Consider the following 22,631-nt stretch of genomic DNA (forward strand, 5'->3'; position numbering starts at 1 on the left):
GGTGTTGACGCTCAAGGCCGCGGGCTTGCTCGACGTCGACGCCGGCGAGATCGTCCGCCCCGGAATCCTGCGGATCGACGGCGACCGGATCGCCGGCGTCGGCGGCGATGTCGAGGGCGATCTGATCGACCTCGGCGAGGCGATCCTGCTGCCCGGGTTGATGGACATGGAGGTCAACCTGCTGATGGGCGGGCGCGGGGAGAAGCCCGGCCTGTCCATGGTCCAGGACGATCCGCCCACCCGGATGCTGCGCGCCGTCGGCAACGCACGGCGCACCCTGCGCGCCGGGTTCACCACGGTGCGCAACCTGGGCCTGTTCGTCAAGACCGGCGGGTACCTGCTCGACGTCGCGCTGGGCAGGGCGATCGAGGCGGGCTGGATCGACGGGCCGCGGATCGTGCCGGCCGGGCACGCCATCACGCCCACCGGCGGGCACCTGGACCCCACGATGTTCGCGGCGTTCGCACCCCACGTGCTGGACCTGACCGTCGAGGAGGGCATCGCCAACGGGATCGACGAGATCCGCAAGGCGGTGCGCTACCAGATCAAGCACGGCGCCGAGCTGATCAAGGTCTGCTGCTCGGGCGGGGTCATGTCCCTGACGGGTCCTCCCGGCGCACAGCACTATTCGGACGAGGAGCTGTGCGCGATCGTCGACGAGGCGCACCGCCGTGGTCTGCGCGTCGCGGCACACACGCACGGCGCCGACGCCGTGCGGCACGCCGTCGCGGCCGGCATCGACTGCATCGAGCACGGCTTTCTGATCGACGACGAGGCCATCGCGACGCTGGTCGAGCACGGCACGTTCCTGGTCAGCACCCGCCGGCTGGCCGACGGTGACGCGATGGACGTCTCACACGCGCCGCCGGCGCTGCAGGCCAAGGCCGCCGAGATGTTCCCGAAGGCGCGCACCTCGATACTGGCCGCCTACGAAGCGGGCGTGAAGATCGCCGTGGGCACCGACGCGCCCGCGATCCCGCACGGCCGCAACGCCGACGAACTCGTCACCCTGGTCAACTGGGGCCTGCCGCCGCTGGCGGTGTTGCGGGCCGCGACGGTGACCGCCGCGGAGCTGATCAACTCGGTCGACCGGGGCCGGCTGGCCGAGGGCCAGCTCGCCGACATCATCGCGGTGCCCGGAAACCCGTTGGACGACATCACCGTTACCCAGCACGTCAGCTTCGTCATGAAAGGCGGCAAGGTCTATGTCGACACGGCCATCCAGGACTGACGATCTCGTCGAGATCCAGCAGCTGCTGGCCCGCTACGCGGTCACCATCACCCAGGAGGACATCGACGGCCTCGTCGGCGTCTTCACACCCGACGGCACCTACAGCGCCTTCGGCGAAACCTACAGCCTGGCCAGGTTTCCCGAATTGGTGGCCGCCGCGCCGAAGGGACTGTTCCTGACCGGGACCGCGGCGGTCGAGCTCGACGGCGATTCGGCCAGCGGGACCCAGCCGCTGTGCTTCATCGACCACGCCACCCACGACATGCGCATCGGCTACTACCGCGACACCTACTCCCGGACGCCCGCCGGGTGGCGGCTGAAAACCCGCGCCATGACGTTCATCCGACGCAGCGGCGTGCACGACTCCGGGCGCCCGCACGCCATCGGGCGTCCCGCGGGCGATGGCGCAACGACAGCGCGGTGAATGTCGAGGAGTTCCGTGCGGGCCTGCGCGCATGGCTCGACGACAACGACCTGACCCCCGGGCCGGATCACACGCTGCAGGGCCACATGACGCAGATGGCCCGGGTCAGCCGGGCGCTCTACGACGCCGACTGGATGCGCTACGGCTGGCCGGTGCAGGTCGGCGGACTGGGTGGCCCCGCGGTGCTGCGCGCGATCGTCGGCGAGGAGGTGGTCGGCCGCCGGCTGGCCGAACCCGGCCCGTATTCGATGCTCGAGGTGCTCGCGCCCACCATGATCGACTACGCCCCGGCCGAACTCGCCGCGGAGATGGTGCCGCGTCTGCTCAGCGGCCACGAGCACTGGTGTCAGGGCTTTTCCGAACCGGGCTCGGGCAGCGACCTGGCCTCGCTGACCACCCGCGCCGTCGCCGACGGCGACAACTGGATCGTCAACGGCCAGAAGGTGTGGACCAGCTTCGCGCAGTTCTCCACCCGCTGCGTCCTGCTGACCAGGACCGCGCCGGGCCACGACGGCATCACCGCGTTCTTCGTCGACCTGGACACCCCCGGCATCACCATCCGGCCGCTCCGCACGATGCACGGGGTCGACGAGTTCTGCGAGGTCTACTACGACGACGTGGTGATACCCGGCAGCCGCATGCTCGGCCGCCCCGGGGACGGCTGGCGGCTGGCGATGGACCTGCTGCCCTACGAACGCTCCACCTGCTTCTGGCAGCGCATCGCCTACCTGTACGCACGGTTCGACGCACTCATCGCGGAGGCACGCGAGCCCGACGAATCTGCGCTCGGCGCGGCCTATCTGGCGCTGCACACGTTGCGCTGCCGGTCGCGCGGCACCCAGCACCGGCTGCGCGACGGGGCACGGCTGGGGCCGGACACGTCCGTGGACAAGGTGCTGCTGGCGGGCGCCGAACAACGCCTTTACGACACCGTCCGTGACCTGCTGCCCGGAGCCCTCGAGCTCGACGACACGCCGTGGCGGTCGGAGTACCTGTACTCGCGCGCGGCGACCATCTACGGCGGCACGGCCGAGATCCAGCGCAACATCATCGCCCGCCGGCTGCTCGACCTCGGGAAGGAGTGACGTGGCGGACTGCACCGATCCCGAGTCGCTGGCGCTCCTGACCGACTCGCTGCGCACCACGATGGCCGCGGCCTCGGGCGCCAAGCTCGACGCGGCCCTGGCCGGCCTCGGCTGGTTCGACATGCTCGACGAAATGCCGGACCTGGCAGTCCCGTTGGTGTTCCGGCTACTCGGTGAGACGGGCGCGCATGCTCCGGTGCTCAACGACGTGATGCTGCGGGCCTCGGGGGGCGCGCCCGGGGGGCGTCTGGCGCTGCCGTTCGCGGGCGGCTCCTGGGTGATGTGGGAGCGTGACGACGGCCCGACTACGGCGCTCGACGGCGAACTGCCGATACACCAGGTGCCACAAGCGGATCCACTGCCCGGCGCCGCCCTGGGCGCGGGCCGGCTGGCGGTGGGGTGGTGGCTGGTCGGCTCCGGCCGGGCCATGCTCTCGCTGGCGCGCCGGCATGCCCTGGACCGCGTCCAGTTCGGCCGGCCCATCGGCTCGTTCCAGGCGATCCGGCACCGGCTGGCCGAGACGCTGGTCGCGATCGAGGGCGCCGAGGCGACCCTACAGGCCGCCCCGGCCGCCCCCGACGATCCCGGCGGGCTGGCCGCCCTGCTGGCCAAGGCCGCGTCGGGCCAGGCGGCGCTGACCGCCGCGCGGCACTGCCAGCAGGTGCTGGGCGGCATCGGGTTCACCGCCGAGCACCAGCTGCACCGTCACATCAAGCGGTCGCTGATCCTGGACGGTCTGCTCGGCAGCACCCGGGAACTGACGCGGGAGGCGGGAGCGGCGTTGCGGGCCCACGGTTTTGCGCCACGGCTGGCACAGTTGTAGCTCGTTTCGCCGCATCCGTCACTCCCGTCACTGCAAGGGAACCAAGGGACTCATGTGACGGCGCACGACGCGACGGCCGCGCCACGCACCTCACCACGCGCCGGGGGTGCGACGACACGAAATGCCGGGACGCCCCGGATCGCGAGACTAGTTGCGCGGCAGCCCGAGTACTCGTTCGGCGATGATGTTGCGCTGGATCTCGGACGTGCCGCCGGCGATGGTCGCGGCGAACGAGCGCGCGTACCGGTCGAACCAGCCGCGGTAGTGGCTGTCCAGGTTCAGCGGCGCGAACGGGGCGGTGACCGCGCGGGCCGCCAGCCCGTCGGGACCCGCGGCGTGCAACGCGTCCTCGCCGGCGCGCTGCAGGGCCTCCGAGCCCAGGAGCTTGAGCACCGACTGGGCGGGGACGTCTTCGTCCCCGCGCGCGGCGCGCGCCAGGGCCGCCGAGCCCAGCAGCCTCAGCGCGTAGGCATCCATCACGAGCGTGGCGTAGCCATCCCGCTGCAGCGGCCCCGACGGGCTGAAATCGATTGTCATCTCGTGCAACAGGTCGACGTATCCCATCCAGAGCATGACGCGTTCGTGGCCCAGGGAACCGGTCGCCACCCGCCAGCCCTCGTTGAGCCCACCCACCAGATTCTCGGTCGGCACGCGCGCGTCGGTGAAGAACACCTCGTTGAAGTCGACCTCGTCGCCGTCGCACATCGACGCGAACGGGCGGCGCACCACACCGGGGGTGTCGGTCGGGATCAGCAGCACGCTGATCCCCTTGTGCTTGGGCGCGTTCGGATCGGTCCGCACGAACGCCAGCAGCACGTCGGCGTCGTGGGCGCCGGAGGTCCACACCTTCTGCCCGTTCACCACGAAATGGTCGCCGTCCAGCACGGCCCGCGTCGTCAGCGACGCCAGGTCCGAGCCCGCCCCGGGCTCGCTCATGCCCAGCGACGCGGTGATCTCGGCACGCAGGATGGGTACGGCCCACCGCCGCTGCTGCTCGGGGGTACCGAACGACAGCAACGACGCCGCGATGATGCCCACGCCCTGCGGGTTGAAGCTCTGGTAGATGCGCCGCCGACCGAGTTCCTCCCGGTAGACGTATTGCTGCAACAGCGTGGCGTTGCGGCCCCCGAACTCCGGCGGATTGCCGGGCAGCAGCCACCCGTTGTCGAACAGCAGGCGCTGCCAGTGGCGCGCCCACTCGGGGATGTGCGAACTGGACCGCGGCCGCTCGAACGCCTCGATGTCCGAGGGCAGATGCGCGTCCAGGAAGGCCACGAATTCGGCGCGGAAGGCCTCGACGTCGGCGTCGAAAGTCAGCTGCACAACACTCCCCGGGGGATTATGGCGGTCGCGGAAAACCGGTAGATCAAGGTTTCCACCTACCCGGCGGTAGCCTCTTGCCAATTTCGCTTCCAAAGATACGACTGAGAGAATACTATTCTCGTTGACAGGAAGTTACAATCTCCGACACTTCTTCCGTGAGGGGGTCGAGCGCAGCGATGTCACGGCGTTCTCCGGTAGAGTCCAATCATGTTCTCCCCCCGCGGCAATCGTCCGAGCCGCCCGTGACCAGCCCGAGCGAAGAGCCGGCCTGGAAACAGCGCGCCGTCGAGCGGTCGATCAAGACCGCGAAACTGCGTGCGGCGCAGCGCGTTCAGCGCTTCCTCGACGCCGCGCAGGCGATCATCATCGAGAAGGGCAGCACGGACTTTACCGTCCAGGAGGTCGTGGACCGGTCGCGCCAGTCGCTGCGCAGCTTCTACCTGCAGTTCGACGGGAAGCACGAGTTGCTGCTCGCACTGTTCGAGGACGCGCTGAGCCGGTCGGCCGATCAGATCCGCGCCGCCACGGAAAGCCACACCGAGCCGCTGGAGCGGCTCAAGGTGGCGGTCGAGCTGCTGTACGAGGCCTCACGCCCCGACCCGACGGCCAGGCGCCCACTGTTCACCGACTTTGCCCCACGGTTGCTGGTGACGCATCCCGCCGAGGTCAAGATCGCCCATGCGCCGTTGCTGGCGTTGCTGACCGAGCTCATGGAAGCCGCCTGCGACGCCGGCAAGTTGCGCACCGGCATCAATCCCAAGCGGATGGCGGCGATGACCATGCAGACCGTCATGTTCATCGCGCAATCCAGCGGTGGCTCCGACGACGCGACGACCCACCCCATCACCGCCGACGAGGTGTGGGACTTCTGCTCGCGCGGCTTCGTCGGCTGACGCCGGCCCCCACCACACCGGACGATACGAGCACATGCGCGCACGAGATTTGCGTCGTGAGAATGCGGTTCTCTAATATCTAGAACCGCAGATATCAGAAATGAATCCGTCATTGACACCCGCTGTGGGCGATGACAGAGTTCAGGTGCGGCACGACGCGATCCCGGGGGAAGGAATCGAGGCAGACATGGCTGGACGTGTTGAGGGCAAAGTCGCTTTCGTCACCGGGGCGGCGCGTGGCCAGGGCCGCAGTCACGCGGTGCGGTTGGCGCAGGAGGGCGCCGACATCATCGCCGTCGACATCTGCAAGCCGATCCGCGACGGCGTCACCGACACCGCGATCCCGGCGTCCACGCCCGAGGACCTCGCGGAGACCGCCGACCTGGTCAAGGGCCACAACCGCCGGATCGTCACGGCCGAGGTCGACGTGCGCGACTACGACGCGCTGAAGGCCGCGGTGGACAGCGGCGTCGAGCAGCTCGGCCGGCTCGACATCATCGTGGCCAACGCCGGGATCGGCAACGGCGGCGACACGCTGGACAAGACCAGCGAAGAAGACTGGACCGAGATGATCGACATCAACCTGGCCGGGGTGTGGAAGACCGTGAAAGCCGGTGTGCCGCATCTGTTGTCCGGGGGGCGTGGCGGTTCGATCGTGTTGACCAGCTCCGTCGGGGGGCTCAAGGCCTACCCGCACACCGGTCACTACGTCGCCGCCAAGCACGGGGTCGTCGGACTGATGCGGGCGTTCGCGGTGGAGTTGGGGCAGCACATGATTCGCGTCAACTCCGTGCACCCGACCCACGTCAAGACCCCGATGCTGCACAACGAGGGGACCTTCAAGATGTTCCGCCCGGACCTGGCGAACCCGGGTCCCGACGACATGGCGCCGATCTGCCAGATGTTCCACATGATGCCGATTCCGTGGGTGGAGCCGGTGGACATCAGCAATGCGGTGCTGTTCCTGGCCTCCGACGAAGCCCGCTACGTCACCGGCGTGACCCTGCCCGTCGATGCGGGTGGCTGCCTGAAATAGGGTCGGCGCCCGCCGTCCGTCCGCTGCCCGCTAGATTCGCCGAGATGGACGTTTTGCAGGGCATCTTTCGCACTTTCCCGGCAAAACGTCGATGTGAGGGATGTCAGTGAGGGCAATGTGGCGATGAATGGATTTGCAGGGCGTAAGGCCGTCGTCACGGGCGGCGCGAGTGGGATCGGATTGGCGACGGCGATCGAGTTCGCGCGCCGGGGCGCCGGCGTCGTGCTCGCCGACGTCGACAAACCCACGCTGGAGCAGGCGGTGGCGCGGCTGCGCGGCGACGGGTTCGAGGCACACGGCGTCACGTGCGATGTCCGCCAACTCGACGAGATGGTGCATCTCGCCGACGAGGCGTTCCGCCTCCTCGACGGCGTCGACGTCGTGTTCAGCAACGCCGGCATCGTGGTCGCGGGACCGCTCGCGCAGATGAGCCACGACGACTGGCGCTGGGTGATCGACATCGACCTGTGGGGCTCCATCCATGCCGTGGAGGCGTTCCTGCCGAGGCTGATCGAGCAGGGCACGGGCGGTCACATCGCCTTCACCGCATCCTTCGCCGGCCTGGTCCCCAACGCGGGGCTGGGAGCCTACGGCGTCGCCAAGTACGGCGTCGTCGGCCTGGCCGAAACGCTGGCCCGCGAGGTCAAACCCAACGGGATCGGCGTCTCGGTGCTGTGCCCGATGGTCGTGGAGACCAAGCTGGTCTCCAACTCCGAACGCATCCGCGGCGCCGACCACGGGATGTCGTCGTCCCCGGAGGCGACGCTGCCCGTGGAGGACGACACCCTGGGCGTCGAGGACGTCGCGCGGCTGACGGTCGACGGGATCGCGGCCAACCGCCTGTACATCCTGCCGCACGGGGCCGCCCGCGCGTCCATCCGCCGCAGGTTCGAGCGCATCGACCGCACCTTCGACGAACAGGCCGCGGAGGGCTGGCGGCACTGACCCGATTGCCCGACTCCTCCTCGGGCTGCGCCAGCCCGCATCGTCGTCGGGCCTAACCCGGCGGCCCCAGGCGGTAGTCGCCGGTCTGCGGGTCGTGGTACCAGCCGCCGGCGGCGTGGGTGCCGCCGTCGACGTGCAGCGTCTGACCGGTCAGGTAGGCGGCCATCTCCGACGCCAGAAACACAGCGACGCTGGCGATTTCGTCGACGTGGCCGGGGCGCCCCAACGGGACGATGTTGCCCGTCCTGGTCAGGGCCGCGTCACCTCCGAGCCGTGCCAATCCTTCGGTGAGCGTGATGTCGGGGGCGATCGCGTTGACCCGGATGCCGTGCGGTGCCAGCTCCAGCGCCGCGGTTTGGGTGTAGTTGATGACGCCCGCCTTGGCCGCCGCGTAGGCCGCGTAACTCGGGGCGGCGCGCACGCCCTCGATCGAGGTCACCGAGATGACGCTGCCGGGCAGGCCCGCCGACACCAGCCGTCGAGCGACCCGCTGCGTGCACAGCAGCACGTGCCGCAGGTTGGCCTTGTAGAGTGCGTCCCAACCGTTTTCGCTGGTTTCCAGCAGCGGTGACGAGAACACGCCGCCGGCGTTGTTGACCAGGACCGTCACGGGCCCGAGTTCGTCGGTCGTGCGCTGCAGCGCGGCGTCGACCTGTTCGCCGTCCCGGACGTCGGTCTCGATGCCCAGCGCGCCAAGGGATTCCGCCGCCTGCGCACAAGCCTGCGGGTCGCGTTCCCAGATGGCGACCGACGCGCCGAACGCGGCCATGCCGGCAGCGATGCCGCGTCCGATGCCCGCTCCCCCGCCGGTTACCACCGCGACGCGGCCGGTGAGCAGGATGTCCGAGGGATCGATCGCCATAGCGGCTAGCCCGCCGCGCCCATCGCGGGTGCCCGGCCGATCACGCCGTCGGCCTCCAACCCGGCGATCTCCGAGTCGGTCAGGCCCAGCCCCGCCAGCAGTTCCCGGTTGTGCTGCCCCAGCAGCGGGGCATGGGCGGTGTGGAACCTGTCGGGTCCGGCGGAGAACCTCATCGGCACGGTGCTGAGCCTGGCCGGGCCGCCGACCGGGTGGTCGACCTCTTCGAAGAAGCCGCGGAATGCCAGCTGCTCGAGCTCCGTCTGGCGATGGGGTTGCATGACCTTGGCCACCGGCACACCGGCTTTCCACAACGTCGCCACGATGTCGTCGCGGCTGCGGTCGGCGCACCATGCGGCCAGCTGCCCGTCGACGAACTCGTGGTGGGCTCGCCGCCCCGCCGCGGTCGTCAGCTTCGGATCGGTTGCCCACGAGGGCGATCCGATGGCGTCGCACAGTTTCAGCCACTGCTCGTCGGTGGCTACCGCGATTGCGACCCAGCTGTCGGGGCGCCCGAACTCGTCGATGTCGGCGGCACGGTAGAGGTTTTGCGGCGCCGCCGTCGGTCCCCGGTTGCCCGCGCGTTCCAGCAGCGCCCCGTATGCGGAGTGTTCGATGATCTGCTCGGCGGCGACGCTGAGCGCGGCATCCACCATCGCCGCCTCCACCAGCACGCCCTGGCCGGTGCGGCGGCGGTGCTCGAGCGCCAGCAGCAGCGCGTTGAGGGAGTGCATGCCCGCGTTGGGGTCGCCGACCGAATAGGGATCGTAGGGGGTGCGGTCCGGGTAGCCGGTCATCCAGCTCACGCCCGCCGCGGACTCGATGACATAGGCGAATGCCGGCTTGTCACGCCAGGGGCCGTCCAGGCCGAACCCGGGCATGCGCACCATGACCACGTCGGGCTTGATCGACTGGACCGCGGCGAAATCCAGGCCGATCTGGTCGAGCACCCGCGGCGTGAAGTTCTCCGCGATCACGTCGCAGGTTGCGACGAGCCGGCACAGCAACTCCCGCCCGCGCGCGCTCTGCAGGTCCAGCGTCAGCCCCTTCTTGTTGGTGTTCAACGCCGCGAAGATCGGTGACTGCTCCCACCATTGGTTTTCGGTGACCGGCACCCCGGCGATCAGCCGGGTGCCGTCGGGCCGGCGGGTGGATTCCACGTGGATCACCTCGGCGCCGAGCATGGCCAGGAAGTGCGTGCAGCAGGGGCCCGCCCAGAACGTCGTCAGGTCCAGCACCCGAAGCCCACTCAGGGGCAGCCGGCGTGCCGGCGCGGTGGGCGCGGGGCGCGGGGCCGGTTCGGCGGATCGGTAGCGTGCGGTGTGCTCGCCCAGTCGCGGCGCCGGTTGGGGCGGGCGGAGCCGTGCGGGCCGCATGCGGTAGGGGTGGGACGGCTGCAGGAACCCGTCGCGCGGGTTGGGCACGAACGAGCCGCGCTCCCGGAAGTGGTCCAGCGCGGCCATGTTGGCGCCGTTGGCGACCGGCGCGTTGGGGATCCGGAAGGCCGTGGCGAGTTCCAGGATGTCGTCGACGGTGTTGGTCTCGAACCACTCGTAGATCTCGTCGGCGTGCAGGGTCGCCTGCTCGGTGATCGTGAGGGGCGACGCCTCGTCGATCCACTCGGGGTGGCCGACCATCGCGCACAGGTCGAACCACTGCTGCGCCGTCCCGCAGCCGACGTCCACGAGTCCGTCCTTGGCGCGAGCCACCCCCGGGACGGTGACGCGCCGCGCGTCGCGCCATGGCCGCCCCAGCATTTCGAAGTAGGTGACGGGATAGTAGGTCAGGCCGAGGATCTGGGCCTCCAGCATCGACAGGTCGAGCAGCTGCCCGGTGCCGCCGTATCGCGTGGCCAGCAGCGCCGCACTCCCATACACCCCGGCCAGATACTCCCCGACCTGTCCGCCGACGAACACCGGCGCGCGGTCCGGCTCGCCGCGCCCGAGGCCGACGATGCCGCCCGACCAGGCCTGCAGCGTGAATTCGGTGGCGGCCCGGTCCCGCCAGGGGCCCTCGAGGCCGAAGGGCGTGATCGACAGGACGGTCAGGTGGGGGTGGCGGCGATGGATCGCCGCGGGGGTGAAGTCCTGACTGTCGGCGACTTTGGATCCGGCCGACCAGACCACCGCGTCGGCGGCCGCCAGCAGCCGGTCGACGAGTTCGGCGTCGTCGCGGCCGTCGGGATCGGCGACCACGCTGTGTTTCGACCCGGCCAGGAAGGCGAACAGCGCGCCGTCAGCTCCGGGTGGAATGACCGCGCCCGAGGCTGACCAGGATCGCAGCGGATCACCTTCCGGCGATTCGACTTTGACGACCTCGGCGCCGCCGTCGGCGAGCAGCTTGGTGCAGTAGGCGCCCGCGATGCCGGCGGACAGCTCCACCACCGTGTAGCCCGCCAGCGGCGGGTCGGCATCAGCTTGCGCCACTACTGCTTTCGCTTCCGCTCGGACTTCTTCTTGGCGCCCGCCTTCTTGCGCCCGTTCTTGCTCAGACGCCAGTCCGCGGGGAACTTGCCGTCGTTGTCGTTGACCGCATCGCCCAGGCCTCGTTCCAGGGCGCCGTCGAGTGTGAACTCGTCGTCGGCGTCGGGGCGGACCAGCCCGCCCATCGACTCGAAGACGCCGCTGAGCATGCTGCCCATGTACTCGCCCTGGAACTGCTTCATGATCTCGAAGAAGACCTTCTGCATGAAGACCGTGTCGGTGGGGCGGTTGCGCGCGCACGCCAGCGCATACTTCTCCACCTCCTCTTCGAGTTGGTCTCGGGGCACCACGCTGTTGAGGAAGTTGCAGTCGTACATCTCTTCGGCGGTGAAAGCCCTTCCGGTGAAGACCATTTCCTGGAACTTGCGGATGCCCATGGTCTGCGCCCACCACCACATCCGCGGCCCCCACCCGTAGTAGCGGAACGACGGGTGCCCGAACAGCGCGTCGTCGCTGGCGATCACCAGGTCCGCGTCGGCCGCCTGGTAGAAGTGCCAGCCGTAGCAGTAGCCCTTCACCTCGAGGATGCTGATCTTCTTGAAGTCCTGCAGGCCGCGTATCCCGGAGTTGGGGTTGGCATACCACTGGCCGAGGGTGGCGCCGCGCCGGAACGATCCCTGCGGGGGGTACCTGACTTCGTCGGCGCCGACCCGGAACTCGGCGAGCCGGGGGCCCTGGTCCGTGGACTTCTGCACCGCCATCGCCTCGGGGAGATCCGCGCCGGAACCCAGGTCCTCCCCCGCTCCCCGGACCACCAGCACCTTGACGTCGTCGTCGATGGAGGCGCGGTGCAAGAGGTCGGCGTAGCGCACCCGGGCCGCGATGGTCGGCGCGTTGAGATGGTCCGGCCGGTCGAAGGTCATGGTGGCGATGCGGGTCTTGGCGTCCTTGCGGTACCGGATGACCTTGTCGGCCGGCGGGCCGGACTTGGCGGGCATCGCTATTCGCGCCAGCACGGGCTCGAGGTCAGCACCTCGTGGCCGTCGTCGGTGATCAGCACGGCTTCGCGCCCGAACACCGCGCCGACGCCGGGTTCCCAGACGTAACCCGTCACGGCCAGCACCATTCCCGGCTCCAGGCGTTCGCGGGTCGCCGTTTCGGGTAGGTGCTGGGAGATGACCGGCGGATCGAATCCCATGCCCAGCCCTCGCGCGACCGGCATGGGCGGCGCCGGCTCGCCCGCGGCCTGATAGGCCGCCAGCAGTTCGTCGGCGCCTGCGCCCGGTCGGCACGCCGCTAACAGGCTGTCCCACAGCCTTTCCGAACGCCGACGCAACGGCCCGGCGTTGCCGGCAGCCCCTGCGGGCCAGGTTCGCCCCACCTCACCCATGTAGCCGCCGGCGAGGACGCCGGCCGAGAACGCCACCAGGTCGCCGTCGTGCACGCGGCCGTCGCCGCCGACCCGCCGCCACGGGTGATCACGCGAGGTCACCCAGGCGAATTCCTGGTTCGCGGGGGTGGCCACGCCGCCGCCCGCCATGGCTTCCAGCATGACGCCGGCCAGGGTCTGTTCGCGCACTCCGGGGTGCAGCTCGGCCACCGCGGCGGCCAAACCCGACTCGGCCTTCGCGATCGCCTCCCGCAGCGCGGCCACCTCCTCCGCGGTCTTGATCCGCCGGGCGGCGCGCATGGCGAGCTCGCCGTCGACCAGCGTTGCGTTGGGAAACGCCGTCGGCAGCAGCTGCGCGAAAGCCGGTGACAGCGCGTCGGTCCCGACGCGGCGCGCGGTGGCCGCACCGTCGATGCGGCGCAGCACCGCCATGGTGTTCGCCGGATTCCACGAGATGCCGTACAGGTTCTCGTGGGGGATGTCGTCGGGGACCCCTTCGTCCCAGGTACTCAGCAGGTGAACCGCGCCGGTCGCCCGCACCAGCACACACGACGGGCCGAAGGGCCGCGTGCCGGCGACCCACAGCTGCGGTGTGCCGGTGACGTAGCGGATGTTGGCCTGCCGGCCGAGGACCAGGACGTCGAGGTCGTGTGCCGCCATCTGGTCCAGCACTCGCCGGCGGCGCCCCGAGCGCAGCGCGCGCTCGTCGGGACAGACGTCAACCGACATGGGGGCCATAGGGGGTGTAGGGATAGTCGGTCAAGCGGATCGAACCCTCCTCGGTGATCACCACGACCTCTTCGCTGCGGTAGCCGCCGGTGCCGTCCTCCCACACCACGGGCTCGAGCACCAGCACCATGCCGGACTGCAGGACGAAGTCGTCGTCGAATTCCTGCCCGAGATCGGTTCCGATCATGGGCATTTCGGCCGCGTTCACGCCGATCCCGTGGCCGAGGTAGAAGTGGGGCAGCCAGGGCCGGGTGCCGCCGTTGGCGGCGGTGGCGGCCCTGCCGAGATCGCCCGCGGTCGCGCCGGCCCGGGCCACCCCCTCCACGGCGGTCATGATCTGCTGCCATTTCTCGAACTGCGCCTGCTGGCGCGGCGTGGGCGCGCGGCCGACGATCCAGGTGCGCCCGAAGTCGGAGCAGTAGCCACGGTAGGTGATGCTGACGTCGGTCCACAGCACGTCGCCCTCGGCCAGCTCGCGCTCGGTGGTCAGCAGCGGCAGCGCCAGATCGCCGTGTGTGGTCCACACGCCCTCGGCCTTGCTGTGGGGCATCACCTGCCAGATCGGTTCGAGCATGCTGGCCATCGCCCCGAGCTCGAAGGCCCGCCGCAAAAAGCTCGCCGACAGGTCGATTTGGCGGATGCCGGGGGCCAGCGACTGGTGGACGTCGACCATCGCCTCGTCGGTGATCCGGACCGCGGTGCGGATACACGCCAGTTCGTCGGGGGTTTTGACCACCTTGGCGGCGCCGACGATCGCGGCGGCGTCGGCGGGAGCCCCGCCCGGAAACAACGACGTGCCGGCACGCGACATGGCCCCGGTGCACTCGTCGACGGCGATCACGGCCCCGGCCGGAACCAGGCCGGCCAGCTGACGCGCAAAAGTGTGGACGCCCTCGTCGAATTCGAGGTAGACGGGGCCGTGGAGATGGTCAGCGGGCAACTCCGACTCGTGCGCAGCGCCCTCCCGGTACGGCAGGAACAGGTGTGGCCACTCGTCGTCGGCGAGGACCACGGCCACCGGCCGCTCGACATAGGACAGCCCGGCGTCGCCGAGCGGCCAGCTGGTCCCGGTGGCATAGACCACCGTGTTGTTGCCGAGCAGGACCATCGCGTCGACACCGCGTTCGGTCATCGCCGAGCGCAGGCGCGCCCCGGTTTCGCGGCGCAGGCGGGCGAAGTCGGGTGTGTCGGGGATGGCCAGGCCCGCCCCGGCAGGGGCGAGCGTCGTCACTCCAGCCCCAGGAATCGGATGACGTTGCCGCTGACGATCTTCGCAGCGTCGGCCGGTCCGACGGCGTCGACGACGGCCGCCAGCGATTTCTCCGAGTACCCGTAGGTGCTCTCGTTGTGCGGGTAGTCGCTGGACCACATCACCTTGTCCACGCCGATCCGGTCGATCAGCTGCAGGCCCAGCGGGTCGACCATGAACGACGCCATCATGTGGGTGTCCCAGTAGTAACGCACGTCGTGCTGCAGCGGCCGGTTGAACATGTGCCGGTAGGACGCCACCAGGTGTTCGGCGTCCTGCAGCGCCCACGGCACCCAGGCGATCCCGCCCTCGAACCAGCCGATCCGCAGGCCCGGGTGCTGATCGAGAATGCCGCCGAAGATGTACTTGGAGAACGTCTCCCGGAAACCGTCGATGTTGATCATCATCCCGACGACGACGCTGTTGAACTCGCACGGGCTCTTCGGCGGGGTTTCGCCGATGTGGTGGGTGAGCGGGAGCCCGGAGGCTTCGATCTCGTCCCACACGGCGTTCATCGAGGTGCTGGAGTAGTCGATCGGGTTGCCGTCGTCGTCCTTGCCCGGGTTCAGCGGCATCAGGAAAGTCTTGATTCCCAACGACTTCAGCTCATCGAGGGTCTTGCGGGTGCCCTTGGGATCCCACCAGTTGATCAGCCCGGCCCCGTAGAAGTGGCCGCCCGAGCGCTCCTGCAGCTCCGCGATGTACTCGTTGTAGATGCGGAACGTGAGTTCGCGCAGCGTCTTGTCCGGGTAGTGGAACAGCGCCAGCACCGCGTTGGGGAAGGCCAGTTCCTTGTCGACGCCGTCGTCGTGCAGTTCCTGAATCCGCGCCTCGATGTTGGTGCTCGCGGCCCCCGGCAGGTCGTCGTACTGCATCAGGACCGCGCTGAAGTCGCCGGGCAGGAACGATTGCCCCTTGCGCCCGACCTGGTAGGCGCCGTCCTCGTACCAGATCCGCGGCGCCTTGTCCTTGAGGTCGTCGGGGAAACGCTCGTAGAAGATGTCGGAGGCCAGCGAGATGTGGTTGTCCGCGGAGAACACCACGGTGCCCTCGGGCAGGCCCACGTCGACGCCGCCGGCGTGCCCGCGGCGATTCTTCGGTGCACCGAAGCCTTCGGGAGGATAGAGCGAGACGGGACTGGTTGTTGTCATCGTTGACCTTCCTTCGGGAGCGGGGCTACCAGGTGACCGGCAGTTCGTAGACGCCGTAGGCCAACCGGTCGTGCTTGAACGGCACCGCCTCGATCGGGACGGCGAGAGAGAGCGTGGGGATGCGACGGAACAACGTCCGGTAGACGATCTGCAGCTCCGCACGGGCGAGCTGCTGCCCCACGCACTGGTGCCTGCCGTACCCGAACGCGACGTTGCGGTCCGCGCCCGAGCGGTGCAGGTAGAGCCGGTCCGGTTCGGTGAATGCATCGGCATCCCAGTTCGCCGGGGCCAGGTCGATGATGATGCCTTCGCCGGCGCGGATGACCTCACCGGCGATGGCGATGTCTTCCAGGGCGACGCGGCGCTGGCCGTTCTGGATGATGCTGAGGTACCGCAACAGTTCCTCGACCGCGTTGGCCACGATCTTGGGGTCCTCGGCATCGCGGATGACGGGCACCTGGTCCGGATTCGCCAGCAGGGCAAGGACACCCAGCCCGATCATGTTCGAGGTGGTCTCGTGTCCGGCGATCAGCAGGCCGGTCCCGAGCTGGGCGGCCTCCTTGACGGTGAGCTCGCCCGCCCTGACCCGCTCGCCCAGATCGGACACCGCGTCCTCGCCGGGGTCCTCCATCTTGGCCTCGACCAGCCGGGCGAGGTATGCGTTCAGGCTCATCGCACCCTTGGCGGTGTCCTCGCCGCTCGCGTAGCGCGCGAGCCCCACGGTGGCATGCTCCTGGAACATCTCGGCGTCCTCGTAGGGCACCCCGAGCAGTTGGCTGATCACCAGCGACGGCACCGGCAGGGCCAGCGCTGCGACCAGGTCGGCGGGCCGCGGTCCGGCCAGCATCGCGTCGATGTGGTCGTCGGTGATCTGCTGGATGGTCGGGCGCAGGCCCTCGACCCGCTTGAACGTGAAGGGTTTCGACAGCATGCGCCGGAACCGGGTGTGCTCCTCGCCGTCGGCGGTGAACACCGATCGCGGCCGCTTGTGCACCGTGGACAACATGCCCGCGTTCCAGTGCGGGAAGCCGGGCACCCGGTCGTCGACGCTGACCCGCGAGTCGGAGAACAGTTCGCGCACTTCCTCGTAGCCGGTGACGAGCCACGGCATGCTGCCGTCCCAGATGCGGACCCGCGACAGCGGCGCGGCCGCGGCGAGCGCCATGACATCCGGCGGCGGGGCGAAGGGACAACGCGCGTCCCGCGCCATCGGGTATTCGGGTATGCCCGAATCGATTTCGGTCCCGGCAGTCAGCGTGTCCGACATGTCACTCCTCGATACGGATGGCCAGAGCGGGACAGGCGGCGGCCGCCCGGCGCGCCCCCTCGGCCTGATCGGGCGAGGGACTCGGATTGAGCAGCACGACGACGCCGTCGTCGTCGCGCTGGTCGAAGATGTCGGGAGCGTTCAGGACGCAGTTGCCCGACGACGCGCAAACGTCTTGGTCGACGGTCACTTTCACCTGCAGACCCCCTTCACTCGTACGGTGTCACGGGCGCGAGCCACAGCCCCACCACCGCGTCGATGAGGCCGGACGCGGCGGCGCGCCAGGAACGCTGGGATGGCGACGCCCCGGCGGCGAGCGCGCGCTCGCGGTCGGCGCAGGTATGCATCAGCAGGTTGCGGGCCATGATGTTGCGGTCGAAGTGCACCTCGGCGGGCAGGTCGGGCAGGCACCGGTTGATGCCCTCGACGACCTGGACCAGCGACGGCGAGCTCAGCGCACCCTTGACGATGATGTGGTAGTAGGCGGGATCGGTCATCGCCTGGGCCGCGAACCGCGCGTACCACGTCGGGCTCCCGAGTTCGGTGAGGTGGTCGGTGAGCGGCAGCACCAGGCAGGCCACCCAGTCCCGCAGCTGCGCCGGCTGTTCCGATTTCAGCAGCTCGGCCACCATCCGCTCGCGGAGCTGCTCGACGGGCCCGCGGTGCTTCTGCTCGATGGCGCGCACCAGGTCGGCCTTGGTGCCGAAGTGGTAGCCCACCGCGGCATTGTTGCCCTGGCCCGCGGCCTCGCTGACCTGCCGGTTGGACACCGCGAACATGCCGTGCTCGGCATACAACCGCTCGGCGGCCACCAGGATGGCCTCCTGGGTGGAACTGGCCCGCTCGGTGCGAACGGCCCTGCCGGCGGCGGTCATTGCGTCAGTCAACCGCGCGCCGGCGATTAAGTCAAGCGATTGATTTAATGTTTGTGTCGATTCGGCTACGCCGAGGAGCCGCGTTACCAAAGACCCTCGCGGGTGGCGTACACGTTGCGCCACGATGGAGTTTGCGTGTCGCGGCGCTGAAGCAACGGGCAGCGGGACGCAGATGCTTTATCAGGGAGGGGCAACCGTGCTGTCAGAGCGACAGGTGGCCGAGATCGAGAATTCCGCGTGGTTTCAGACGAGATGGGCGCCGTACGCGCTCGTCGACGCGGACTTGCGCATCCGCGCGGTGAACGCGGCATACGAACGGGCGTCGGCCCAACCGCGGGACGCCATGCTCGGCCGTCCGCTGTTCGAGGTGTTCCCGGACAACCCGGCCGACGTGGAAGCGGACGGCGTGGCCAACCTCGCCGACTCGCTGGAAAAGACGTTCCGCCGCGGGGCGCAACACTGGATGGGCGTGCAGCGCTACGACGTTCCCGACCGGCAGCGCCCGGGCGAGTTCCTCTACAAGGTCTGGATGCCGGTGAACTCCCCGATCCGCGACGGCCGGAAGACGGTCGCCGCGCTGCATCATGTCCGGGATATCAGCCGCGTGGTGCCGGCGGCCGCGAGCCGGCAGCCCTTTCCCGAACCGGCCGAGTTGCGGAACGCGGCCGAAGTTCTCGGCCACCAGTTTCCCGGGCTGCCCGCCGAGGCGGTGCTGGGCGTGCTCACCCATTCGCACAGCGTGGTGATGGAAACCCTGGGCGCCCCGGATTTCGAGCGGACGGAGCAACTGGCCAGGCTGCGACTGGAGGTGCGGGCCGGACATCCCGCGAGGGAATCCTGAAGGGTGTGGCCTCACTCGCCGCGGCGGCGGATCGCCTTGCCGGCCACGGTCCCCCCGTCCACCGGCAGCACGGTGCCGGTGACGTAGCGCGACCGGCGGCCGGCGAAATACAGTGCGGCCTCGGCGATGTCGTCGGGGGTGCCCTCGCGCTGCAGCGGACGGTCGGCCCGCATGGTCTCGCGGATCCGCGCCTCGAAGCGCTCGGCCGCGCCCGGGTCCATGGTCGATGCCGACGTGGCCACCAAAGGCGTCGGGATGTTGCCCGGCGCAATGGCGTTGACCCGAATGTCGTGGTGCGCCAACTCGATCGCCGCGGACTTGGTGAACTGGATGACCGCGGCCTTGGATGCCCGGTAGGTCAGCACCCCACCGCCGGCCTGGATTCCGCCGATCGAGGTGACGTTGACGATCGACCCGCCGCCGTGGGCGGCCATGTGCCGGGCGGCGTCGCGGGTCCCCGCCATCACGCCCAGGACGTTGACGGCCATGACGCGGTGGAAATCGGCCAGGTCGTCCTCGAGGAGCCCCGGGTGCATGGTGCCGGAGACGCCGGCATTGTTGACCATGACGTGCAGACCCCCGCACTCCCGCACGGCCGCGTCCACCAGCGCCCCGATTTGCGCGGGGTCGGAGACGTCGGTGCGCCGGAAGACGGCGCCGGGCCCCAGCGCCGCGGCCAGGCCCTCGCCCCCGTCCTCGTCGACGTCGGCGACGACCACCCGGGCCCCCTCGGCCACGAACCGCTCGACGATGCCGCGACCGATGCCGGAAGCACCACCGGTGACGATGGCCACCCTGCCGTCGAGTTCGTTGCCCACACGGAGAGTTAATCGGCGCACGGTACGTTAAGTCAAGCGATTGATTTAACCGGGTCGGAGATCGCGCGCTCGGGCGTCAACTCCGTCACCGGCGAGGGTCTCGGCGAAGCGCTCGTCGGCGCGCAGACGGTCGTCGACGTGTCCAACGCCCCGTCCTGGGCCGATGACGACGTGCTGGAGTTTTTCACCACATCCACCCGCAACCTCCTCGAGGCGGAGCGGGCCGCCGGCGCCCGGCACCACGTGGCGTTGTCGATCGTGGGCGCCGACCGGGCCTCCGAAAGCGGCTACATGCGGGCCAAGATCGCGCAGGAGGAGCTGATCGTGGAATCGAGTTTGCCGTATTCGATCGTGCGCGCGACTCAGTTCTTCGAATTCGTCGACGGCATCGCCGATTCGATGACCGAGGGGAACACGGTCCGCGCGCCGCGTGGGGCGTTCCAGCCCATTGCCGCCACGGATGTCGCCACGGCCGTCGCGCGCGCGGCCGCCAACGATCCGCTGAACCGCGTGATCAACGCCGCGGGCCCGGAAAAGCGGGGCATGGACGATTTCATCCGGATCCGGTTCGCCGCCACCGGTGATCGACGACAGGTCGTCAGCGATCCCGATGCCCGCTATTTCGGGGCCTCGCTCGACGACCACACCATCGTTCCCGTGGATGGTGAGGACGTGACCGTCTTCCCCACCCGGTTCGGTGACTGGATGGCCGCGCGCGCGACTTAGCAGGCCACGATCGGGTTCGTCGACCACACAGCGCTGCGGAATCACCGCATAATTCGGCGGCAGCTGCTCGCAGCGATTGCGCCCCGCCCGCCAGCCGAGCACGGTATAAGGCTAGGGGGACCATCCCAGGACATGACCGAGGAGCTTTCATGGCCGTGCTGCCCACCGGCGGAGCCCCCTTCGAAGCCGCGCGGCTGTCCAGGCGCGGGTTCATGGCCGCCGGCATCGCCGGCGGGTTGGCGCTGGCGGCCTGCGGGCATTCCAAACCGCAGGGTCCGGGCAACGCCGCGAAGATGGCCGACGCCATCGCCGTGGCCGAGGCGGCCCGGCCGCACAGCGGCCGCACCGTGACCGCCGCCCTGACTGCCCGGCGGACCGAGGTCGACCTGGGCGGACCCGTGGTGCGCACGCTGGCCTACGGCAACGGCGTTCCGGGACCGCTGATCCGGGCCAAGGTCGGTGACGAGCTCGTCGTCAGTGTGTCCAACCGGCTCGACCGCCCCACGTCGGTGCATTGGCACGGCATCGTGATCCGCAACGACATGGACGGCGCGGCGCCCGCCACGCCGAACATCGACGCCGGCCAGGACTTCACCTACCGCTTCTCCGTTCCCAACCCGGGCACCTATTGGGCCCATCCGCACGTCGGCCTCGAGGAGGACGCGGGCCTTTACCTGCCGCTGATCGTCGACGATCCGGCCGAATCCGGTTACGACTCCGAATGGATTGTCGTCCTGGATGATTGGACCGACGGCGTTGGCAAGAGTCCGCGCTATCTGTTCGACGAGCTGACGTCGGCGAACAAGCCCGGCGCGCAGAGCACGCCCACCATGACGACACCGCCGACGACGACAACCAGTGGGGCGCCGGAGTTGTCGCGCGAGGGCGCGGGAACAAGCAAACTGCTCGACGGCGACGCCGGGGACATCAAGTATCCGTACTACCTGGTGAACGGCCGGATTCCCACGGCACCCACGTCTTTCCACGCGAAGCCGGGTCAGCGAATCAGGATCCGCTTCATCAACGCCGGCTCGGACACGGCGTTTCGCGTTGCCCTGGCGGACCATTCGATGATCGTCACCCACACCGACGGCTACCCGGTGGTGCCCAGGGTGGTCGACGCCCTGCTCATCGGAATGGCCGAACGCTACGACGTGACCGTGACCGCCGCCGAAGGCGTTTTCCCCCTGGTCGCACTCGCCGAAGGAAAGGGCGCCGTGGCGCGGGCGCTGCTGGTCACGGGCACCGGCAGCCCACCAGACCCGGGTTTCCAACCGGCCGAACTCGACAAAAGGGTGGGCACCGCCGAGATGTTCGCCGCCAGCACGCCGGTCAACCTGGGTCGGCCCGAGCCCGGCCTGACCCTGCCCGTCGTGCTGGGCGGCACCATGGCCCGATACAACTGGACGATCAACGGCGAACCCTACGACAAGACCAATCCGCTGCACGTGCGGCAGGGTCAGCGGCCGACCATCGCCTTCGACAACACCACCATGATGTATCACCCGATGCACCTGCACGGCCACACCTTCCAGCTGATCAACTCCGACGGCACGCCCGGCCCGCGCAAGGACACCGTGATCGTGCTGCCGAAGAAGAAGCTCAACGCCGTCCTCGTCGCCGACAACCCGGGCGTGTGGCAGCTGCACTGCCACAACACCTATCACATGGTCGCCGGGATGCAGACCCGCCTGGACTACCTCTTCTGAGGAGTCAGGCCGTTTCGAAGAAGTCCAGCAGCAGGTCGTTGACGGCCGGCGCCTGCTCGATCTGCGGGCAATGCCCGGCCTTGTCGACCACCACCGCGCGGGCGCCGTCGATCTGCTCGGCGATCTGCGCCGCCCATCCGCGCGGCAGCAGCTTGTCCCCCCCGCCCTCGACCATCACGGTCGGCGCACCGATGCGTTCGTACGCCCGGGCGCTCGACGGCGTCCCGGACGACTTGGCGCCCGGCCGACGAAATCGCGCCGCTGCCACGGCCTCCCATGCCCCGGGCGCGGTGCTCGACTCGAAGCGGCGCCGCACGTAGTCGTCGTCGGCCGGGTAGCCGGGGTCGTGGAACAGCGCCTCGACGATGCGCCGCATCGCCGGCAGCGTCGCGTCGTACTGCTGCAGCGCCTCGAAGTGCTCGTTCTGCCGGATCTCCCCGCCCCCGCAGATGATCGCCAGGCTGCGGATCGGCAGCAGCGGTTTCTCCGAGGTGGCGTCGGTGAGCAGGTTGACGGCGCCCATCGAGTTTCCGGCGAAATGTGCGGCGTCCACGCCGAGCAGCTCGCAGAAACGCGCCACGTGCCGGATCCGCATCCCGCGCCCGTTCACGAAGTCGATGACCTTGGCCGACTCACCGAACCCCAGCTGATCCGGCGCCAGCACCCGGTAGTGCGCTGCCAGGGCCGAGATGTTGCGCTCCCAGCCGAGTTCGGCGCCGGCCCCGAACTCGCCGCCGTGCAGCAGCACCACCGGGACGCCGTCGCCGGCCTCCAGATAGCTGGTGGTCAGTCCGTCGACCAGCATGGTCTTGCGCTGAAAGTCCATCGGCGCCA

22 protein-coding genes are annotated in these 22,631 nt (G+C 69.4%); 10 read left to right on the forward strand and 12 right to left on the reverse strand.

Annotation, left to right across the window (positions count from 1 at the left end; translation table 11 throughout):
• Position 1: 1 nt before the first annotated feature.
• The 4 genes from ACJ512_RS25430 (at position 2) to ACJ512_RS25445 (ending at position 3,563) form a co-directional block, all read left to right on the forward strand.
• Entirely contained in the window at positions 2 to 1,231 is a 1,230-nt protein-coding gene (locus tag ACJ512_RS25430; protein ID WP_407687256.1) for a metal-dependent hydrolase family protein, read from the forward strand.
• Positions 1,206 to 1,655 (forward strand): nuclear transport factor 2 family protein, encoded by a 450-nt coding sequence (locus tag ACJ512_RS25435; protein WP_369737012.1) that lies wholly within the window; start codon positions 1,206 to 1,208, stop codon positions 1,653 to 1,655. Before ACJ512_RS25430 ends, ACJ512_RS25435 begins: the two co-directional genes overlap by 26 nt.
• Positions 1,652 to 2,740, forward strand: a complete 1,089-nt coding sequence (locus ACJ512_RS25440) for an acyl-CoA dehydrogenase family protein (RefSeq protein ID WP_407687255.1) — start codon at positions 1,652 to 1,654, stop codon at positions 2,738 to 2,740. The genes ACJ512_RS25435 and ACJ512_RS25440 overlap by 4 nt, the downstream gene beginning before the upstream one ends.
• 61 nt (positions 2,741 to 2,801) lie before the next feature.
• Positions 2,802 to 3,563, forward strand: coding sequence for an acyl-CoA dehydrogenase family protein (locus ACJ512_RS25445; RefSeq protein WP_407687268.1), 762 nt, complete (start codon positions 2,802 to 2,804; stop codon positions 3,561 to 3,563).
• Positions 3,564 to 3,710: 147 nt separating this feature from the next.
• On the opposite strand, the gene ACJ512_RS25450 is transcribed toward ACJ512_RS25445, so the two are convergent.
• Entirely contained in the window at positions 3,711 to 4,886 is a 1,176-nt protein-coding gene (locus ACJ512_RS25450; RefSeq protein ID WP_407687254.1) for an acyl-CoA dehydrogenase family protein, read from the reverse strand.
• Positions 4,887 to 5,128: 242 nt separating this feature from the next.
• Here ACJ512_RS25450 and ACJ512_RS25455 point away from each other — a divergent pair, with 242 nt between their 5' ends.
• From ACJ512_RS25455 to ACJ512_RS25465, 3 genes are all read left to right on the forward strand, one after another.
• Positions 5,129 to 5,779 carry a TetR/AcrR family transcriptional regulator gene (locus ACJ512_RS25455; protein WP_407687253.1) on the forward strand — a complete coding sequence of 217 codons (651 nt, stop codon included), beginning with the start codon at positions 5,129 to 5,131 and terminating at the stop codon, positions 5,777 to 5,779.
• 187 nt (positions 5,780 to 5,966) lie between these two features.
• Entirely contained in the window at positions 5,967 to 6,815 is an 849-nt protein-coding gene (locus tag ACJ512_RS25460) for a mycofactocin-coupled SDR family oxidoreductase (protein WP_407687252.1), read from the forward strand.
• A 123-nt stretch (positions 6,816 to 6,938) separates the two neighbouring features.
• Entirely contained in the window at positions 6,939 to 7,760 is an 822-nt protein-coding gene (locus ACJ512_RS25465) for an SDR family NAD(P)-dependent oxidoreductase (protein ID WP_407687251.1), read from the forward strand.
• A gap of 52 nt (positions 7,761 to 7,812) precedes the next feature.
• On the opposite strand, the gene ACJ512_RS25470 is transcribed toward ACJ512_RS25465, so the two are convergent.
• The 9 genes from ACJ512_RS25470 to ACJ512_RS25510 form a co-directional block, all read right to left on the reverse strand.
• On the reverse strand, positions 7,813 to 8,622 hold the full coding sequence (locus ACJ512_RS25470) for an SDR family NAD(P)-dependent oxidoreductase (protein WP_407687250.1): 810 nt from the start codon (positions 8,620 to 8,622) through the stop codon (positions 7,813 to 7,815).
• 5 nt (positions 8,623 to 8,627) lie between these two features.
• The gene (locus ACJ512_RS25475; protein ID WP_407687249.1) at positions 8,628 to 11,045 is read right to left on the reverse strand and encodes a CaiB/BaiF CoA transferase family protein; all 2,418 of its coding nucleotides are present in this window, start codon (positions 11,043 to 11,045) and stop codon (positions 8,628 to 8,630) included.
• Positions 11,045 to 12,040, reverse strand: a complete 996-nt coding sequence (locus tag ACJ512_RS25480; RefSeq protein WP_407687267.1) for an enoyl-CoA hydratase/isomerase family protein — start codon at positions 12,038 to 12,040, stop codon at positions 11,045 to 11,047. The genes ACJ512_RS25475 and ACJ512_RS25480 overlap by 1 nt, the downstream gene beginning before the upstream one ends.
• 2 nt (positions 12,041 to 12,042) lie before the next feature.
• Entirely contained in the window at positions 12,043 to 13,161 is a 1,119-nt protein-coding gene (locus ACJ512_RS25485; protein ID WP_407687248.1) for a M24 family metallopeptidase, read from the reverse strand.
• Positions 13,151 to 14,392 carry a M24 family metallopeptidase gene (locus ACJ512_RS25490; protein WP_407687247.1) on the reverse strand — a complete coding sequence of 414 codons (1,242 nt, stop codon included), beginning with the start codon at positions 14,390 to 14,392 and terminating at the stop codon, positions 13,151 to 13,153. Before ACJ512_RS25490 ends, ACJ512_RS25485 begins: the two co-directional genes overlap by 11 nt.
• Positions 14,389 to 15,453 (reverse strand): amidohydrolase family protein, encoded by a 1,065-nt coding sequence (locus ACJ512_RS25495; protein ID WP_407687266.1) that lies wholly within the window; start codon positions 15,451 to 15,453, stop codon positions 14,389 to 14,391. Before ACJ512_RS25495 ends, ACJ512_RS25490 begins: the two co-directional genes overlap by 4 nt.
• Positions 15,454 to 15,586: 133 nt before the next feature.
• Entirely contained in the window at positions 15,587 to 16,828 is a 1,242-nt protein-coding gene (locus ACJ512_RS25500; RefSeq protein ID WP_407687246.1) for a cytochrome P450, read from the reverse strand.
• Between the two features lies 1 nt (position 16,829).
• Positions 16,830 to 17,024: a ferredoxin gene (locus tag ACJ512_RS25505; protein WP_369737003.1), complete on the reverse strand. Its 195-nt coding sequence runs from the start codon at positions 17,022 to 17,024 to the stop codon at positions 16,830 to 16,832.
• A 13-nt stretch (positions 17,025 to 17,037) separates the two neighbouring features.
• Positions 17,038 to 17,703 (reverse strand): TetR family transcriptional regulator, encoded by a 666-nt coding sequence (locus ACJ512_RS25510; protein ID WP_407687245.1) that lies wholly within the window; start codon positions 17,701 to 17,703, stop codon positions 17,038 to 17,040.
• A 196-nt stretch (positions 17,704 to 17,899) separates the two neighbouring features.
• Here ACJ512_RS25510 and ACJ512_RS25515 point away from each other — a divergent pair, with 196 nt between their 5' ends.
• On the forward strand, positions 17,900 to 18,544 hold the full coding sequence (locus tag ACJ512_RS25515) for a PAS domain-containing protein (RefSeq protein ID WP_407687244.1): 645 nt from the start codon (positions 17,900 to 17,902) through the stop codon (positions 18,542 to 18,544).
• 11 nt (positions 18,545 to 18,555) lie between these two features.
• Here ACJ512_RS25515 and ACJ512_RS25520 read toward each other — a convergent pair whose 3' ends face one another.
• Positions 18,556 to 19,362, reverse strand: coding sequence for an SDR family NAD(P)-dependent oxidoreductase (locus ACJ512_RS25520; RefSeq protein ID WP_407687243.1), 807 nt, complete (start codon positions 19,360 to 19,362; stop codon positions 18,556 to 18,558).
• A 138-nt stretch (positions 19,363 to 19,500) separates the two neighbouring features.
• On the opposite strand from ACJ512_RS25520, the gene ACJ512_RS25525 reads away from it, so the two are divergent.
• Both ACJ512_RS25525 and ACJ512_RS25530 read left to right on the forward strand, forming a co-directional pair.
• Positions 19,501 to 20,088, forward strand: coding sequence for an SDR family oxidoreductase (locus ACJ512_RS25525; RefSeq protein ID WP_461479881.1), 588 nt, complete (start codon positions 19,501 to 19,503; stop codon positions 20,086 to 20,088).
• A 149-nt stretch (positions 20,089 to 20,237) separates the two neighbouring features.
• On the forward strand, positions 20,238 to 21,797 hold the full coding sequence (locus ACJ512_RS25530) for a multicopper oxidase family protein (RefSeq protein ID WP_407687242.1): 1,560 nt from the start codon (positions 20,238 to 20,240) through the stop codon (positions 21,795 to 21,797).
• 4 nt (positions 21,798 to 21,801) lie between these two features.
• On the opposite strand, the gene ACJ512_RS25535 is transcribed toward ACJ512_RS25530, so the two are convergent.
• Positions 21,802 to 22,623 carry an alpha/beta fold hydrolase gene (locus ACJ512_RS25535; protein WP_407687241.1) on the reverse strand — a complete coding sequence of 274 codons (822 nt, stop codon included), beginning with the start codon at positions 22,621 to 22,623 and terminating at the stop codon, positions 21,802 to 21,804.
• Positions 22,624 to 22,631: the final 8 nt, after the last annotated feature.

Source organism: Mycobacterium cajalii (assembly GCF_045809005.2).
GTDB lineage: Bacteria > Actinomycetota > Actinomycetes > Mycobacteriales > Mycobacteriaceae > Mycobacterium.